Genomic DNA, 17,512 nt, shown 5'->3' with positions numbered 1-17,512 from the left:
GATTGATAGTCCGTTTTTGTTAGAAGGAAACATTCACCCCAAAAAGGATGGTCTTACTCTGCGGATAGCTGAACAATGCAGCTACACCATTGGTATTGGAGATACCGGTTGATTCAGCATTACCAATGCCAACTTCCGGATCACCATAAAATTTTGTACGTGTCCAGAGGTTTTGACCGGATACGTACACACGCAGCTGCTGTATCCTTGCTTTTTTAAGGATATCGGTAGGTACATTATATCCAATGGTTACGTTGCGCAAGCGTATATAGTCTCCTTTTTGCAGAAAGCGATCAGATACAAAGGTCGTTTGTGGGCCGAACGCAAGAGGTTTTGGATTTTCTAGGTTATCACCTGGTTTTTTCCAATAGTCTGCGGCTCTTACATCCATCTGAGATGTTACTCCAGCTCCATCACTAAAAAGGTTTTGTTTCATGTAGTTGAATACATAATTACCTCCAGAATAGTAAAATTGTAGTGCGAGGTCTATACCCTTAAACGACAATGATGTATTTATACTTCCATAGTATTTAGGTAATGGAGATTTTTTATCGATGAATACGGCATCTCCACCATTGTATTGGTTAGTAATCTTACCATCTTTTGTATACCACTGAGCATCCCCATTATCAGGATTTACGCCTTTCCAGCGATTCATATAGAAGTTGTACACAGGTCTACCAACTGCGAGGCGAGTCAAGCCATCTCCAGATGGTACATCTCTCTCACTATATAATTTGGTAATCTCGTTATTATTTGTGGTAATGTTAGCACTAATGTTCCACGTTAAGTTCTTTTTGCGTATAACATCATACCCTAGTGTTATTTCAAAACCCTTGTTCACCATTTCTCCAATATTTTCCCACCTTACTGCATATCCTGTCGCCGCAGGTTTTGGTACCTCGAACAACAGATCAGTCGTTTTTTTATGATAGTATTCGATATTACCAGTTAGCCTGTTATCAAACAAACCGAAATCAATTCCAACGTCATAATTCATATTCTTCTCCCAGGTCAGGTTGGGGTTAGCCAGCTGTTTGGGAGCAGACGACGGCTGTGCATTATAGCTGATGAACCTGTATAGGCCAAGCGGGAGGTAGTTATTGATACCATCCGAAGTAGGCAACCCGAATTCGGCATTACCGGATGTACCTATTGCTGCTCTTACTTTCAATTGGTTGAGTACAGGTATGTTCATGAACTTTTCTTTGGCGACGTCCCATCCTGCGCCAACCGCCCAGAAGGTACCATACTTTTTATTTGCGCCGAACCGAGATGATCCATCTCTACGAACAGAACTCTCCAGGAAGTATTTCTCGAGATAGTTGTATTTAACCCTACCAAAAAGGGAAAAGAGTGCCCAATCGTACTTAGTCGTATTTGTCGTCAAAGGTACAGCAGCATTAATCTGAGTATTTACAATTGGGGAGGGAAAACCTTTACTACCTATATTATAACCCCAGTAATTATTTTCTGTAAACTCAGTACCTGCGAGGATGTCAATGTTATGTTTTTCGTTAAAAGACTGTATCCAGTTCGCTGTATTGGTCCATATTTTATTGAATTCGCGATAGCCATTATCTGTTTTAGATCCTTGAGCTGTTTTGTCGCCCACAAATTGATCGAGGAAGGACCCCGGTATCACATAGTATTCTCTGGAATAGTCTATGAAATTCAAGCCCAGTGAGCTTCTTATTTTCAATCTTTTAAAGAAATTGAATTCTCCAAATATGGATCCGAGTCCCATGATCTTGCTGGAGAATTCGGGTTGGTTGATCGTTGCTTCTCCTATACTAAGGCCCTGATGTGTAAGATTCCAGGAGCCATCTTTATTGAACTCCGGCTCATAGGCATTATAACGATACATGGCGGTGTAGGCGCTCTGTACGTTAAATCTTTCGCGGGAGATATTTTCTTTTACGTAACCTACGTTGAGGGTATTTCCGATTTTAAACCATTCTTTGGCGTTGTATTCAATATTGAGGCGACCGCTTTTTCTATCGAAGAAGGAGCCACGTACGATACCATCTTCACTCCAGCTATTGAGGGTAAAGTAGTAACGTATTTTGTCGGAGCCGCCGGCAAGTGTCAATTCATGTGTACGGAAGGGGCCTTTATTGGTAAGTAGTTTTACCCAGTCTGTTTCATTTTCTGAAAGGCCATTCCATAGTCTCTGACGATCTGCGTCGGAGATATTGAACAGGGTAGCTGTATTTGCAAAACCATTTCCTCTCAGCCAGGGTATTACGTAAGAGTTGCTAAAGCCCAGGTCGTATTCATATTGTAGTTTCTCCCGGGCGTTCATCAGCTTGATATCATCCTTGGTTTTGGATTTGACACCATACTGGAAGCTATAGGTCAGTCTCGGACTGTTGACAGCTCCTCTTTTAGTACTAACGATGATTACGCCGTTGGAGCCTCTGGAGCCATATATGGATGAAGAAGCCGCATCTTTCAGGATAGATACATTTTCGATATCATTTGGATTCAACAAATTATAGTTATCCAGGCTTACGGGTACTCCATCTACTACGATGAGCGGTTCCGAGCTGGCGTTGATGGAGCTTGTACCTCTGATACGGATAAAGCCACGTTGTCCCGGGCGACCGTTACGTTGAGTGATCTGTACCCCAGTGGCTTTACCCTGGAGGATATTATCAAAGGATGCCATAGGTACCTGGTTGATCTCTGCGGATTTTACCGTAGCGATTGCACCTACCAGGCTTTTACGTTGGCTGGCGCCGTATCCTACTACTACATACTCTCCGAGGTCCTGGCTGCTGGTGGAGAGGGTAACATCGAGGTGATTGCCTGTGATATGGAGTTCACGGGTAGCATATCCTACAAAGGTGAACACCAGCAGGCCTGGTTTTTCGGGTACGTTAATTTTGTAGTTCCCATCTATTCCTGTAACGGTGCCGACTGTAGAACCTTTGAGCTGTACGGTAACACCAGGCAAAGCAGTACCACTTTGGGCATCTGTTACTTTCCCGGTCACGGTTCGTGTCTGGGCAAGTGCTTGTAAGGTGCTTACGGCGAAGATGAGCCATAAGAGTAAACCTCTTTTCATAAGCAAATTGGATTTAATATTGGATATAAAACATTGACAGTCATGGGCAAAACATTAACATAACTCAATAGGGTGCTGCCAATCGATGTTGTACAGGTGAGGTAGGGTTGCTGCTACAAATAAATGAGGCAATTAACAAATCATCAGCTACAATAGGTCCCCATATAGTCTAGCATAGAACTATTTCCCCCAATTTTCGGATAAACCCAGTGTCATTAGAATCTAGCGGTATTCTTTAGATTTCGGTCTTCTTCTCGTAATTAACAAAGAAACTGGCAATTCACTTGCACAAAATATGCATTTAGTGCCATACCGCCAACTACCACTTTAGTGGTATAGAGAAGATAAAGGGGTAAAAAAAGGGCGCTTTCTGTTCGAAAGCGCCCTTTATATATGGCAATTGCCTGGTTATTATTTAACATCCCACCATACACGGTCAGTGACGAGTTTCTGGCCAGGGAAGTTCGTGTTCCTGGTGATCTCAGAGTTAGGATAGAGTAATCTAACTGGGAATTGGGCACCGATGGTACTAGTTTCGCTCACTTTGAAGAAGTCAGGGAAACCGGTACGACGCCATTCCGTCCAGGCTTCGAAATTCTGCAGGCCGCACATTGCGAAGTATTTCTGGGTGATGATCGCTTTGATCTGCTGCGTTGCATCTGTAGGCCATTTACCAGCACCTGCGATGTAAGCAGGAGCGGCGGTAGCCAGGTTAGTTGCAGTAAAGCTGGCGGTGATACCTTGTGTATACAGATCACTGGCGCTACCGACACCATTGGACCAACCTCTCTGTACTGCTTCGGCTTGCAGGAAGTAGCTTTCTGCAGCGGTGATGAACTTAACCGGAGCTACAGAGGCAGTAGAAGCCAGGTCAGCCAGTGGGTTCGCACCAACCAGTGCATTCGGGAAGGAGGTCTCGATGTTAGGCTTCAGGAAGCTTCCTTGCGGGATGCTCACATATTTGCCTTGTTTAGTGGTATCGTAGTAGAATCTGATACGAGGATCGGCATTAGCTACGAACTGGTCCATTGCAGTGGAGCTAGCTACCAGGTTCGGTGTTCTGCTCAAACCCACCATTTCTTCGTACAGGGGGTTAGAGTTACCACCAGTAGAAACGTATTGGATCTGTGCATCTTTAGCCAGGAATACAGCGTTTGCTTTGTAGAGCTCTTCTGCTTTAGCTTTTGCGACAGCAGGTGCTATTTCAGACAAACGAAGCGCAGCACGCAGTTTCAACGTGTTAGCGAAAGCTTTCCAGTCGTTGATATTTCCTTTGAAGATCAGGTCTTCTGTACCAGGTTTAACCGGTGCATTTGCGTTGAGTAGTGCAGCACCCTGATCTATCATGCTGAAGATGGCATCATATACATCTTTCTGGCTATCGTATTTCGGGTTACTGTTGGCAGTACCTTGGTTCGCTTCTTTTACCGGAATATCACCAAAGGCATCTGTAGCCAATTGTGCATCATATGCTTTCAGGATGAGTGCGATAGCGGCGTGCTGGCTGAACTGAGGATCTGCTTTTTGAGAGATGATCAGGTCCAGGTCAGCCCATGCATCACTGTAGATTACTCTCCAGGGACGATCGAAGTCACCATTGGACAGTTGATAACGATCTACGCTTCTATACTGGGAGCTGTTTCTGTTCTGCGTCCAGTACTGGCTGTAGAAGCCACCATATATCTGGAAAAAGTTACCAGTTACCTGTCCCAAGGCAGCTTGGGTAGAAGGCAATACGAGTCTTGGGTTGGCATTTTCCGGGTTGTTAGGGTTTTGGTTAACATCCAGGAACTTTTTACAACCGCCCAATGTCGTTGCTCCGATAATTAATGCCGTGAGGGCTATTGTGATTTTGTTTTTTCTCATGTTGGAACGATTTAACCTTGTAAGCACTAGAAGCTAACTTTTACGTTAACACCAAAATTTCTCAAAGAAGGCTGAGCGGTGAAGTCGAAACCTTGCAGGTTACCAGCACCGGCAGAGTTTACCTCAGGGTCAGCAAACTTGTTTTCTTTAGCAGCCCACAGGAACAGGTTATTACCAAATATACCCACTGTGATATCTCCGAAAGGAGTTCTGTTTAACGTGTGCTTAGGCAGTCTGTAAGACAGGCTGGCTTCACGCAGTTTCACATAAGATGCATCTACAACGTTCTGGCCATCAGGCAGTGCATTGTAGTAAGCTTGCGGGCTAAAGTTTTTATCCGTATTCACTACGATCTTTCCGCTAGCATCTTTGTAAACAGAGTTAGGGAATATTTGCGGATCACGGTTGCCGCCAGTAATAGCAGAAGTACCGTTAAACGCGGTGATGTTTTTAGTACGGGAGAAGAACTTACCACCTTGTTTAGTATCGAATAATACATTCAAGCTCCATCCTTTATAAGTGATGTTAGTACCCCAGGAAGCCTGGTATTTAGGGTTGTAAGAACCCAGGAATACACCGGAAGAGGTTTTGAGTGGCAGACCGCTGTTAGGATCTACGATCACACGGCCTTGGTCATCACGTTGTACATCTGTAGAGAAGAAGCTACCATAAGGCTGTCCAACTGCTGCTACTGACATAGTGGTCAGACCACCGAGTGATATCTGAGAGATACCGTCCAGCAGTGACAGTACTTTGTTCACGTTGCGGGTATAAGTACCATACACTTCGATGTTAAGACCGTAAGAAGTACGTACGGGAACACCGCGCAATGCCAGTTCGACACCTTTATTCTGGATTGTACCAGCGTTTACCACTTTGCTGGTGAAACCAGATGCTTCTGCGATAGGAATTGCCAGGATCTGGTTTTTAGACTTGTTCTCGTAGTAAGAGAAGTCTACGGAGATTCTGTTATCCAGGAAGTTCAATTCGGTACCTACTTCGAAGGCAGTAGTGATCTCTGGTTTGAGGTCAGGGTTACCGATAGTACCACCCAGTGTCAGACCTGGTACGCCATTGAAGGGGAATGTGGTGTTACCGAAACCGCTCTGAATGATTGTTCTGTTGAAGGTGGTAGTCAGCAGATAAGGATCAGCGTCTGCACCCACTTGTGCCCAGCTGGCGCGAACTTTACCGAAGTTCAGTACGTTGGCGAAGCTGGTACCCTGGAACAGTTCAGAGAATACGAATGAAGCGTTTACGCTAGGGTAGAAGAAGGAGTTATTCGCTTTAGGCAGAGTGGAAGACCAGTCATTACGGGCGCTCACACCTAAGAACAGCATGCTCTTATAATCCACGTTCAATTCTGAGTACAAACCTACCAATCTACGGATGGTGTAGTTGTTGGTGCTGTTTACAGGACCATTACTGTTTGCCAGGTTATACCATTCAGGTACAACGAGACCGCCAGTAGCGTTGGTAGCACTGTTCAGGCTTGTAGTCTGACGTTGACGGATGTTATTACCTACCATTAAGCTGGCGTGGAAATCTTTACCGAAGTCTTTTTTCGCGGTGATCATCAGGTCGTGTACGATCTCGCTCACGTTGAAGTTATTTTCTTCGTAGCTACCTACCTGGTTACGTTGGTTACTTACCTGGCTGTAGTTACCACTGGTTTCATCAGCAGGTGACAGGTTGAATTTAGGATATTTGAAACGACGGCGATCTGCGTATACGTCAGCACCTACTCTTTCTACTACATTCAACCATTTCAGCGGATCGTAGGTGAGGGTAAAGTTACCGAACACCCTATCCACATCATTCAGGTTCTTATAGTTTTGCAGGATATAGTACGGGCTGGTAGTGTAAGCACCATAGTATCCATATCTATTGTTACGGAGAATACCGTTTTTGTCTACATAGCTACCGTAGCTATAAAACTTGTTATTCAGGTCGCCCATTTGGTCGATAGGAATATCGCGGGGAGTCTGTAACAGGTTATTATAAACGGAACCAGGACCTTGACCGCCCTGCACCATGTTGGAGTTGATCTTGTTATAGTTGATGGATACGGCTGTCTTGAAGTTGTTGCTCAGTTCAGCGCTACCATTGAAGCGGATACCGTATTTGTTGTAGGTATCGGAGCTACCGGGCATTACTCCATCGGAGTTGAGAGAGCTCAATGCGAGGAAGTAGGTAGTTTTTTCGCCACCACCGGAAACGGAAACGTTATTGTTAAACGCGCGGCCCAGTTCGAAGAACTTTCTGATGTTATTCTTTTGAGCGCTATAGGGTTTAGTCAGACGTTCGCCATCAATTTCCTGGCCCCAAGGTTTGGTTTGGCCATCGAATTTCGGGCCCCAGCTGAAGTTTTCTTTAGGATCGTAGTCCCCATCAGAACCTTGACCATATTCATTCTGGAAGTCAGGCAGTTTGAGGATGTTAGAGAAAGTAGCTGTAGAGTTTACAGTGATCTCGCTCTTTTTAGCCCCTTTTTTACCGGATTTGGTTGTGATGATCACCGCACCATTTGACGCACGGGAACCGTACAATGCGGCAGCAGCGGGTCCTTTCAGTACCGTCATAGATTCGATATCATCAGGGTTGATATCGTTACCGCGGTTACCGAAGTCAATGCTGCTCAGGTTGTTGGGACCACCTGTAACACTGGAGTTGTCAACAGGGATACCATCCACTACTATCAGTGCCTGGTTGCTACCTGCTACGGAAGAACCACCACGCAATACGATCCTGGAAGAACTTCCCGGAGCACCAGCAGTGTTAGTAATGTTCACACCGGCTACTTTACCAGTCAGTGCACTTAATGCGCTGGTGGCACGACCTTGTGTGATCTCTTCTGCTTTCACAGTAGGTGCTGCATAACCAAGGGAGCTTTTATCCCTGCGGATGGCATTAGCAGTAATTACTTGTTCATTCAGTTTAGTTACATCCAGGTACATAACAACGTTCAGCGTGTTGGAGTTCCCTACTTTCGCTTCCAGTTCTTTTAAACCTACGGATTTGAATACCAGTACAGCAGCACTGCCATCTGGCAATTTGATGGAGTAAGCACCATCCGGGTTAGTTACAGCACCTGTGCTTGTTCCTTTTACGATCACCGTTGCACCGATAACGGGCTGTCCATCGTCAGCAGACGTAACTCTACCATTGATGGTCCGGCTTTGTGCAAGTACTTGTCCTACCAGGAACAGGGCAGACAGCAGGAGAAATAGACCTTTCCTCATAAGCATGTGTTGTTTCCGATTTTGATTCTGATTAATGAAGTTGTTTACTAAAGTGATTGAATTACAAGCAGGGCCAGGCCCCCTATTTTACGTCCTAACAATAAAATGCGTTCTAACAATTGAAATCTACATACAGGATCTGTTCTGGAGAAAAACAACCATCTACATGGCGAGAATGTTACTCACTTATCAGGTATAAGTAGCGAGTAACTATTACAATGGCCGTCCTCATAAGCAATTCCATGTCGATTTTGTGTGTTTAACTTAAAATTAACGTTCAAATATATGTTTTTTAACAAACTCTTTAGCTTAAATAACACTTAAATAACACGTTTTGAAAAACCGTTTAACTGTTTTTTAACGTATGAATTTATTTATTGTTACAATTTTTTTAAAATAATATTTGGGAGGAATATATTTAGCGTATGATAATCAAATTAATTGGGCAAACATTACGGGCTAAGCAAAAAAAAGCAAGCGGCAGGAATACCGCTTGCGCTCATCAACCAAAATCTAAATCCAGATTAAAAGGTTAACCTGACTAGTTTAATTTTAATATCACTGGCTTCAACTTTAACACTAAAGTACCCTTTCCGGTAGGGACATACTAGTCCTCTCCCGGCTGTTTGGACGCAGCCATGTCTCTTAGTCCAAATGGAGCGGGAATGTCTTCAGTAGTTGCAGTAGTGCCGGAAACATCTCTTCATTCCGGTGGTTATACCGGAATTCACATTCTTTTAGATGTAAATAAGCGGTGTTACGATTCAGCCCTTTAAATTTGGCCAACCGGTGTTTCGTCAATGCCCAAAAAGCATCCAATTCATCCGATTGCTGCCTGGCTGTTAGAGAAAGTTCCTGTGTGCCGCTATGCAGGCGATACAGGCGATTCTGTCCCAGATCAACCACTCCGCTGAATAAGCGGATCTGCTCGGCAGCTCCCAAAGTTTCCAACACAGAACGTCCACGCGTCAGTGTCAGTATCATAGCCCGGCTTACATCCGGCAGGATTTCCGCGTGCAGGCGGCCACCAGATTGATAGATACCAAAAATAACCGGCTTGGTGATACGTTCCACTTCCGTTTTAGTCGTAACGGCTGTGTCAGGATGGTGAGCATGCTCGTGCCGGTGGTGACCGGACGGCTTGACATAAATATCCGGTTGCAAAGATTCGCAATACCGGGCTATCTGTTGTCTGATCTTCTTCAGATAGCTGTTAATAGTGACCCGGCTTACACCGCTGATGCTAGCAATTTGCGTGGCCGTGAGGTCGTCGGAGAACAATTGCAGTATCTCCTTAAATTTGCGCTCGGACAAATGAGCTCCCTTTAAGTACTTGTTTTTCATGAACTAGAGGTTAAGAATGGCATTATAAACCTCTTACTTTTTCATGGGTATATCATATCCTTTTATACAAACGGCTAAATGACTGGGATGAATGCTGGGCACTAGATTATTTTACTCAGCGGCTCATTCCGCCTACCTGACACAATACAGTGCTGGTTATCAAACTATTAAAAACCCTAAATGGGTACGTTGACCGGGCTTTTTTTACTTAGGGTACCATTCACACAATTCCGCCGATTTTCCCTGCTTTTACCTCATTATTTTTATCTTGACAGCCTCCGCTGCCGCTTAAAACAAGAAAGGGCGCTGTCACTGCAGCGCCCTTTCTTTAGCATCATATATACAGGATCTTTTACTTATCCGTATCGTTCAGTCCGATTTGTTTCATTTCCATATCCTTCTCGTCATCCAATGTATTCCACAGTTCTTTCTTTTTGGCCTTTTTCATCAGCGCCTTTTCCATCCATAGCAGAAATGCCGGTAATACTGTCAGGTTGGTGATCATCGCCATGATCAAGGTCAGGGAAGTAAGCCACCCCAGCGCTTTGGTACCACCAAACTCAGAGAAACTAAAGATCATGAAACCAGCGAAAAGTATCAGGGACGTATAGATAATGCTCAATCCCGTCTCGTTAATGGTCTGTTTTACCGTAGCAGAGATATCCAGGTTATGATGCGGTAACTCCTGTTTGAAGTTGACCAGGAACCTGATGGTCACGTCAATGGCTATACCGAGGGCAATGCTGAAGACCAGTACAGTCGATGGCTTCAATGCGATTCCCATCCACCCCATTACACCGGCGGTAACGGCCAGCGGAATAACGTTGGGCACCAGCGAGATAATAAGCATACGCCAGCTGCGGAACAGGTAAAGCATACAGAAGATGATCAACACAAATGCCAGTAAAATGCTTTCTGTCAATCCATTGATGATAAACCGGCTACCTTCCAGGAAGATGATACTGGTTCCGGTGAATGTTACCGTATAGTGCGCCGTATCAAAGATTTGGTTCACATGAGGTCGCAGGGAATCTAGTAGCATAGGTAACCGACGGGAACCAACATCTGCCATGTTCACGCTCACCCGAGCGATCTGCCGGGTGCTGTCCATAAAGGAGGAAACCAGCTTTGTAAAGGTAGAAGCACTATTATTACCGCTGCCTTTCATCCGGAGATAGGGTGCCAGGAAGCCGATATCAAATTGATTGGGTACACTATAGTTGGTGCTGTCGCCATTGTAATAGGCTTGCCGGGCAAACTTAATCCCTTCTGCCACCGAAAGCGGACGGGCGAAATCCGGTTGCGATACGATCAACTGTGTCAGTTCATCCAGTTTATTCAGCGTTTGCAGCCCGACCACACCGTTCTTTTTCTTCGTGTCGACAGCGATCTCCAGTGGCATCACTCCCCTGAAATGATGCTCGAAAAACTTCAGATCCGTATACAGGCGATCGCTTTTAGGAATATCGTCCAGCATATAACCCTCCGGCTTCAATCTCAACATCCCCAGTATTGCCATTATCACCATCGCTGTTGTAACAATGTAGATCCAAGGGCGGTATTTGAATACCAGCGTGTTCAGTAATTCCAGTAACGCACGGAACAATTTATTATCCAGGTAGCTGGTATGTTTGGTCTTCGGAGGAGGCAGATAGCTGAGTACCGCCGGCAGGAAGATGAATGATATCAAGAAGATGAACATGATATTCAGTCCAGCTACGATACCAAACTCTTTCAGTATAGCGCTTTTTGTAAAATAAAATACTCCAAACCCGATTGCAGCGGTGATGTTGGTGAACAGTGTCACGATACCCATACGCTGGATCATACGCACCAGCGCTTCTGTCTTGTTACCATGTTTGGCGTATTCGGTATGGTACTTATTCAGGAAGTATACGCAGTTCGGAATGCCGATCACTACGATCAGCGGGGGAATCAACCCGGTGAGCAAGGTGATCTTGAAACCGCAAATGGTGATCGTCGCTACTGACCAGATCACTCCGATCGCCACCACGATCATCGACATCAATACCCCGCTGAAGGAACGGAAAAAGGCAAATAATATCAGCGCGGTAAGTACGAACGATATCTTCAGGAACAACTTCAGTTCATCGGCTACTTTGGTCGCCATGATAGTGCGTATCAATGGCAATCCGCTCATTCTCACCTGGGTATTGTGTTTAGCACCGAATGCATCCCCCAGCTCCATGATACTTTGTACTACTTCTATACGTTTGGCGGAGTTCATCACTTCTTTGTTGATGCGTACTGCCATCAGATAGGCATTGGTCTGCGGATTGTATAGCAGTCCCTGGTAGAAGGGGAGGGAACGGAATACGCTGGCTAAGCTATCCAGGGTAGCCTGGTTATTGATCGGGGCCTGGAAAAGGGGCGCAGCGGCTAGTTTTTTTGTACTATCGTTTTTGGTGAGATTCACGGCTACCGGTACACTAAGTATATTCTCTACCGCCGCAATCTTTTTGATATCAGCGTTGAGTTGTACATAGTCATTGAAAAAAGTAGTGGTGAAAAAGCGGTCCGTTTCCACGCCGATCACCATCATATTACCATCCTCGCCAAACATAGATTTGAATGCCTGGTATTCCCGGAATTTGGGATTGTCTTTAGGGATGGCATTCGTGAATTCATATGACAGCTGTACCTTGCTTCCAAAATACCCCATCACGGCGGTGCCCGCCAGCAGTAAAATCAGTAATGGTAAACGGAATTTTAATACAAAACCGGCTAAGCGTTGCCACATAAGGAGCTTTCAATTTAGTAAATGGCGTAAAGGTAATCAAAGTTGCCCATAATCAGATTTGCGAATTCCAACATATGTACGCACCCAAATGTTTGCGATCACCGGGTTATAAGCGTGTTAACAGACTATATTAAAAAGAGTATTTTTGACTCTATGCGCCGGATTTCCCTATTCATCTTTTGCTGCCTTTTGCTGCGTGTTTCCTATGCACAATTACCTGTCGGACAATGGCGTACTCACTTTTCCTATGGACAAGCCCGGGGGCTGGCGATCACTGCCAGCCGACTCTATTGTGCTACCGCTTCAGGACTTTTTTCGGTAGACCGGTCAGATCTCAGCATCAATCGCTATGGAAAGCAGGATGGCTGGAAAGACACAGATATCAGCGCCATCGCGCTCGACGAAAGTGCGGACCTGTTGCTGGTAGCTTACCGCAGTGGCAGTATTGATCTGCTAAAAGGCAAACAACTTTACCACTTGCCGGAAATCCAGCAGCAGCCCGTTCCTGCCGATAAGACCATTTACAGTATTTATCTGCGAAATGGATATGCATATATCAGCACTGGCTTCGGGATCGTGGTCATTAATCTCACGAAAATAGAAATTGCGGATACCTATATTATCGGAGAAGGAGGGGCTTACACCCCATGTTATACCGTCAGCAGTGACGACACTTATCTCTATACTGCCACTGCGCAGGGTATACGACGGGCACCATTACAAGGTGTGAATCTTGCCAACTATCAGCATTGGAATACCCTGGCTACCGGCTTGGCGCCAGGAGCGGCACAACAGGTGATACGTGCGGGCACACAGCTGTTCTGCCGCCAGGGACGGTCGCTCTTCCGGCTACAAGGTGCACAATGGACCTCCTGGTATACGGGCAGTACTTTGCTGGGTAATGTGTTTGCTGACAAAAGCCGGCTGCTCGTCTGTCAACCTGCCGCCCAACGGATACAGGTATTATCAGCAGACGGACAGGTCCAATTCACGCTACAGGATACACGCTTGCTCAAAACACCGGTACAGGCCTGTTTTGCAGATGAGGATATCTGGATCGCCGATGCTCAAAGTGGTCTGCTCCGGTATCAACAAGGTACGGTGGCCTCATTTAGCCCTAATGGCCCTGGCGGACCTGTTTCGGGTGCTTTGTATTTCGCCGGCCCAACACTATGGGCCAGCGCAGGCGCTGTAACAGACAACTGGCGGGCGACGGCTACTCCCGCAGCATACTACCGGTTTGAAGCGGAGCAGTGGACAACCTTCGACTCCATTACCCGGCCGGCCCTCAAAGAAGTAAAAGACCTGATCTCGCTGGCTTACGATCCTTTATCTTCCCGCTTATATACCGGCTCCTTTAGCGACGGCCTGCTGGCATTCGCACCAGACGGCACATCCACACTTTATCAGCAAGGATATATCCCACCTGCCCAATTACCGGCAACAGGCTATCGCGTAAGCGGTATCACCGTAGATGCAGCCGGCCATCTCTGGATGACCAGCTACGGGGCAGCCACCCCATTGGGGGTAAAGACAAAAGATCAGCGATGGCTGACTTTTCGCCCTCCCTTTCTGCTGAACAACAATGCCGTCAGCCAATTGCTGGTGGACGATTTCGACCAGAAATGGATTGCCTCCCCTGGTAATGGGCTCCTGCTCCTGCATCATGGCAATAGCCTGGAGAATAGTGCTGATGACCGCTGGAAACAATACGGCCTCGGCATGGCACAGGGTGGATTACCGGCTAATGATGTGTATTGTATCGCTAAAGATAAATATGGCTGGATATGGGCCGGCACGGGCCGGGGTATTGCTATTATGCCTTGTGCGCAGGATGCCTTCAACAGCAAAGGCTGCAGCGCCTACCTGCCGATCGTACAGCAAGACGCTTTCGCGGGCTACCTCTTACAAAATGAAACGGTCCTGTCTATCGCCGTCGATGGCGCAAATCGCAAGTGGGCAGGTACCCGCAATGGAATATGGCTCATCAGCCAGGATGGAGATAAGATACTGGAACACTTTACGACAGATAACAGCCCACTACCGCACAACCGGGTATCCGGCATTGCTATAGATCCGGTGAGCGGAGAAGTGTTTGTTGCCACCGACGGGGGCCTGGTATCGTATCGTGGGACAGCTACCGAAGGAAGCGATACTGCAGGTGTACAACCAGTAATGGTATTTCCTAACCCTGTGCCTTCACAATATGGAGGTACCATCGCGATCAAGGGCCTGGTAGACAATGCACAGGTAAAAATTACCGACATCAGCGGGAAGCTGGTTTTTCAGACAAGGGCCTTAGGTGGCCAGGCTGTCTGGAATGGGCTGGATTATACCGGTCATCGTCCGCAAAGCGGCGTATACCTGGTATTGGCAGCCAACAACAGCGGACAGGAACGCATCGTTACCAAAATAGTGTTCATCCGGTAAAATAGCTGTTTCTTTGCAGGTGCGTTACAAACGGTAAAGCACCTCCCAGGGCATGTTACATAAAACACACGGTATAGTATTAAGGGTCGTAAAATATGGCGAAACCAGCGTTATCGCAGCTGTCTTTACCGAACTATTCGGCATGCAGTCCTATATCGTGAATGGTGCTCGCTCCTCCAAACCGAAGGCTGCCAAAGGCAATCTGCTACAGCCAGGTAATATCCTGGATATGGTGGTCTATCACCAGGAACAAAAGAACCTGCAACGTATCTCAGAGTACAAACTGGCTTATATCTATACCAACCTGCATTTTAATATCATCAAGAACACCGTAGCGATGTTCCTGATAGAGCTACTACAGAAATGTCTGAAACAACCGGAGCAACAGCTACCGCTTTATTACTTCGCCGAGCAGACCCTGCAGATGCTGGATCAGGCGGATGCACCTACCGCCGCCAATATTCCGCTTTTCTTCACGCTGCGACTAGCCGATCACCTGGGTTTCCGGCTGAATGGTCACTTTTCGGAATATACCCCCTTTCTTGATCTGCAGGAAGGCATGTTCACCGATCTTCCTCCTCACCATACTAATTACCTGGATGCTACCAATAGTGAGTTGACAGATCGTATCTCCCAATGCACACAGCTATCCCATCTGGGTAGTATTGGGATGAATAAAGACCAGCGCAGAAAGTTATTATATGCTTACCTGGAGTTCTTCCGGCTGCATATGCCGGATTTCGCAGAGTTACATTCCCCACCTATCCTGCATGAAATATTAGATGCTTAAATGGTGATCAGCGTTGTATCACCCCTTTGGGACCATTCTCAATGTTATATAGCAGCTGTATATCATTGCCGTCATATACGGCATAGGAGAAGTAATTCATCCAATCGCCCAGGTTAATATAGCGACTCTGCGGACCTACTGGCAGGTCCAGCGGCAGATGACGGTGTCCGAACACAAAATAATCGTAATGGGTCTGTTGCAAGATCTCTTTGCTGTAGATAGCCAGCCATTCATTCTCTTCACCCAGGAATTTTTCCAGCTCCATGCCTGTTGCAGCACGGCTCTTATTACTGAAATAGTTGGCCAATGCCATACCCCAGGAAGGGTGTATGATGCTAAATAGAAAACGGCATACCGGATTACGGAACACCTTTTTCAGGAACTTATATCCATGGTCACCGGGACCTAACCCATCCCCATGGCCTATGTAGAACAGTTTATCACCGATGCGGTAGGATTGGGGTTCGTAATATACCGGGATATCCAGCTCCGCTTCAAAATAGCCATCCATCCACATATCATGATTGCCGATAAATACGGAGATACCTATACCACGATCGCGGAGATCAGCCAGTTTTCCAAACAAGCGGGTATATCCTTTGGGTACAACATGTTTGTATTCGAACCAGAAATCGAATATGTCCCCAACCAGGAAAATGTGTTGTGCATCTTCGGCGACCTTATCCAGCCATTTAACAATGGTCTGTTCCCGTTGCCTGCTGGCAGCGGGATTAGGAGCACCCAAGTGAAAATCTGAAGCAAAATATATTTTCTTACCGGTGGGAAGTGCGATATCCAGCATCGGGCAAAAGTAACTATTATTGAATAATTCCGTTTTTCATCTCCTGGTAGCCCGCTTCAATATCGGTCAGATTAGCTTTTATCGGATCATTTTTGCCATCGAACAGGAATATCTCCCAGGCATATTTGGGACGATTCAGGTTGATGTCGAGCGTAGTGCCGTTACTTTTGACAAAGTGCAGTTGATACTGGCTGGTCTCCAGTATTTTCATGCCTTGCTGACGCAGGTACTGACGCGCCTGTTGCAGGGCGGCTGCATTGGCAGCTGACAGCTCTTTAAAATCCTTTCCGAAGGACTGTTGCAGTTCATTCATTTTGCCGGCGCCTGGGATATAGACCACTGCACAGGCTCCTTTTACTTCCAGTATCCCTTCTACAGGCGCATTGGATTGCGCGGCACCTTGCTGTCCGGCAGGAGAGGTGCCACAAGCAGCCAGCAGTATACACATTACAGGGATGACAAAAAACCGTATCATATGTATTAGCAGTCGTTAATATTAAAAGAACAGCGCATGAGTTTCTCACGCGCTGTTTGCAAATTAGTTATTCTTTTTTCAAACCTACCGGAACGTTTACTCGTCGATCAGGAATACATACACTTCTTTGGGTCCATGTATCCCTACCACCAGTGTTTTTTCAATGTCGGCGGTACGGCTGGGGCCACTTGCAAAAGAAATGGCAGATGGCAGTACGCCGTTATATTTTTCCTTCAGTTTGTTGATAGCATCTTTAAGATCGAACACCAGCTGATGCGTATAGGCGATCACCAAGTGTACGGGTGTATATACAGGCAACGTACGACCGGAAGGCTGGGCCGCACTCAGTACAATGGTACCAGTACGGGCGACCAGGAGTTCGCAATCGGTGATGGCAGCATCCGCATCGTGCATATCTCCCTGGTTCAGAAATCCGAACTTCCCGGATTGCAATACAGCGAGCAGCGCAGGAGTTTGGCAATGTATGTTATGCCAGTCCTTATGTGCAGCCAGCGCCTGTATATTTTCCAGCAATTCTGCTTTGCCGGTGCAGAATATGAACTTTCCCTGTAACCTGGCAAATTCTTCCGCAAACTTCATCTCCAGCCCTTCGTTCTCCGTCTTAAAAACGGAATTGTTGCCCTCCGAATTCGGGAAGGGCAACTGTACCGATTGGCTTAATGCATTTCGTACTCTCTTAAGAATATTTTCCTTGGCAGGAGAAACGTTCAT

General features: G+C 46.3%; 10 protein-coding genes. 2 read left to right on the top strand and 8 right to left on the bottom strand.

The features are described 5' to 3' along the window. Positions 1-19: 19 nt before the first annotated feature. The 5 genes from KTO58_RS25570 to KTO58_RS25550 all read right to left on the bottom strand — a co-directional run bounded on the left by KTO58_RS25570 (position 20) and on the right by KTO58_RS25550 (position 12,283). Positions 20-3,070: a SusC/RagA family TonB-linked outer membrane protein gene (locus KTO58_RS25570; protein ID WP_095836681.1), complete on the bottom strand. Its 3,051-nt coding sequence runs from the start codon at positions 3,068-3,070 to the stop codon at positions 20-22. 411 nt (positions 3,071-3,481) lie between these two features. Then, complete coding sequence (locus tag KTO58_RS25565) at positions 3,482-4,936, bottom strand: SusD/RagB family nutrient-binding outer membrane lipoprotein (RefSeq protein WP_095836682.1); 1,455 nt, start codon at positions 4,934-4,936, stop codon at positions 3,482-3,484. 26 nt (positions 4,937-4,962) lie between these two features. Beyond that, positions 4,963-8,178: a SusC/RagA family TonB-linked outer membrane protein gene (locus KTO58_RS25560; RefSeq protein ID WP_225859916.1), complete on the bottom strand. Its 3,216-nt coding sequence runs from the start codon at positions 8,176-8,178 to the stop codon at positions 4,963-4,965. 645 nt (positions 8,179-8,823) lie between these two features. Then, positions 8,824-9,522, bottom strand: coding sequence for a hypothetical protein (locus KTO58_RS25555; protein ID WP_095836684.1), 699 nt, complete (start codon positions 9,520-9,522; stop codon positions 8,824-8,826). 352 nt (positions 9,523-9,874) lie between these two features. Further along, entirely contained in the window at positions 9,875-12,283 is a 2,409-nt protein-coding gene (locus KTO58_RS25550; RefSeq protein ID WP_095836685.1) for an efflux RND transporter permease subunit, read from the bottom strand. A 153-nt stretch (positions 12,284-12,436) separates the two neighbouring features. Between KTO58_RS25550 and porZ the strand changes: the two genes are divergently transcribed. Together porZ and recO are read left to right on the top strand one after the other, a co-directional pair. Then, positions 12,437-14,713 carry a type IX secretion system anionic LPS delivery protein PorZ gene (porZ, locus tag KTO58_RS25545; protein ID WP_095836686.1) on the top strand — a complete coding sequence of 759 codons (2,277 nt, stop codon included), beginning with the start codon at positions 12,437-12,439 and terminating at the stop codon, positions 14,711-14,713. 52 nt (positions 14,714-14,765) lie between these two features. Further along, positions 14,766-15,503, top strand: a complete 738-nt coding sequence (recO, locus tag KTO58_RS25540; protein ID WP_095836687.1) for a DNA repair protein RecO — start codon at positions 14,766-14,768, stop codon at positions 15,501-15,503. Positions 15,504-15,510: 7 nt separating this feature from the next. Here recO and KTO58_RS25535 read toward each other — a convergent pair whose 3' ends face one another. From KTO58_RS25535 to KTO58_RS25525, 3 genes are all read right to left on the bottom strand, one after another. Beyond that, complete coding sequence (locus KTO58_RS25535) at positions 15,511-16,305, bottom strand: UDP-2,3-diacylglucosamine diphosphatase (RefSeq protein ID WP_198315115.1); 795 nt, start codon at positions 16,303-16,305, stop codon at positions 15,511-15,513. Between the two features lie 16 nt (positions 16,306-16,321). After that, complete coding sequence (locus KTO58_RS25530) at positions 16,322-16,780, bottom strand: hypothetical protein (RefSeq protein ID WP_157752743.1); 459 nt, start codon at positions 16,778-16,780, stop codon at positions 16,322-16,324. A 96-nt stretch (positions 16,781-16,876) separates the two neighbouring features. Then, a complete protein-coding gene (locus KTO58_RS25525; protein ID WP_095836689.1) occupies positions 16,877-17,512 on the bottom strand; it encodes a LutC/YkgG family protein in 636 nt (211 codons plus the stop codon).

Origin of the sequence: Chitinophaga pendula, assembly GCF_020386615.1 — a bacterium.
GTDB lineage: Bacteria > Bacteroidota > Bacteroidia > Chitinophagales > Chitinophagaceae > Chitinophaga > Chitinophaga pendula.
This window is presented reverse-complemented; position numbering and strand designations above follow the sequence as displayed.

What these genes read in the sequence shown, in the direction of transcription:
- KTO58_RS25570 (WP_095836681.1), bottom strand. Translation starts at nt 3,070, where the DNA reads ATGAAAAGAGGTTTACTCTTATGGCTCATCTTCGCCGTAAGCACCTTA.
- KTO58_RS25565 (WP_095836682.1), bottom strand. Translation starts at nt 4,936, where the DNA reads ATGAGAAAAAACAAAATCACAATAGCCCTCACGGCATTAATTATCGGA.
- KTO58_RS25560 (WP_225859916.1), bottom strand. Translation starts at nt 8,178, where the DNA reads ATGAGGAAAGGTCTATTTCTCCTGCTGTCTGCCCTGTTCCTGGTAGGA.
- KTO58_RS25555 (WP_095836684.1), bottom strand. Translation starts at nt 9,522, where the DNA reads ATGAAAAACAAGTACTTAAAGGGAGCTCATTTGTCCGAGCGCAAATTT.
- KTO58_RS25550 (WP_095836685.1), bottom strand. Translation starts at nt 12,283, where the DNA reads ATGTGGCAACGCTTAGCCGGTTTTGTATTAAAATTCCGTTTACCATTA.
- porZ (WP_095836686.1), top strand. Translation starts at nt 12,437, where the DNA reads ATGCGCCGGATTTCCCTATTCATCTTTTGCTGCCTTTTGCTGCGTGTT.
- recO (WP_095836687.1), top strand. Translation starts at nt 14,766, where the DNA reads ATGTTACATAAAACACACGGTATAGTATTAAGGGTCGTAAAATATGGC.
- KTO58_RS25535 (WP_198315115.1), bottom strand. Translation starts at nt 16,305, where the DNA reads ATGCTGGATATCGCACTTCCCACCGGTAAGAAAATATATTTTGCTTCA.
- KTO58_RS25530 (WP_157752743.1), bottom strand. Translation starts at nt 16,780, where the DNA reads ATGATACGGTTTTTTGTCATCCCTGTAATGTGTATACTGCTGGCTGCT.
- KTO58_RS25525 (WP_095836689.1), bottom strand. Translation starts at nt 17,512, where the DNA reads ATGAACGTTTCTCCTGCCAAGGAAAATATTCTTAAGAGAGTACGAAAT.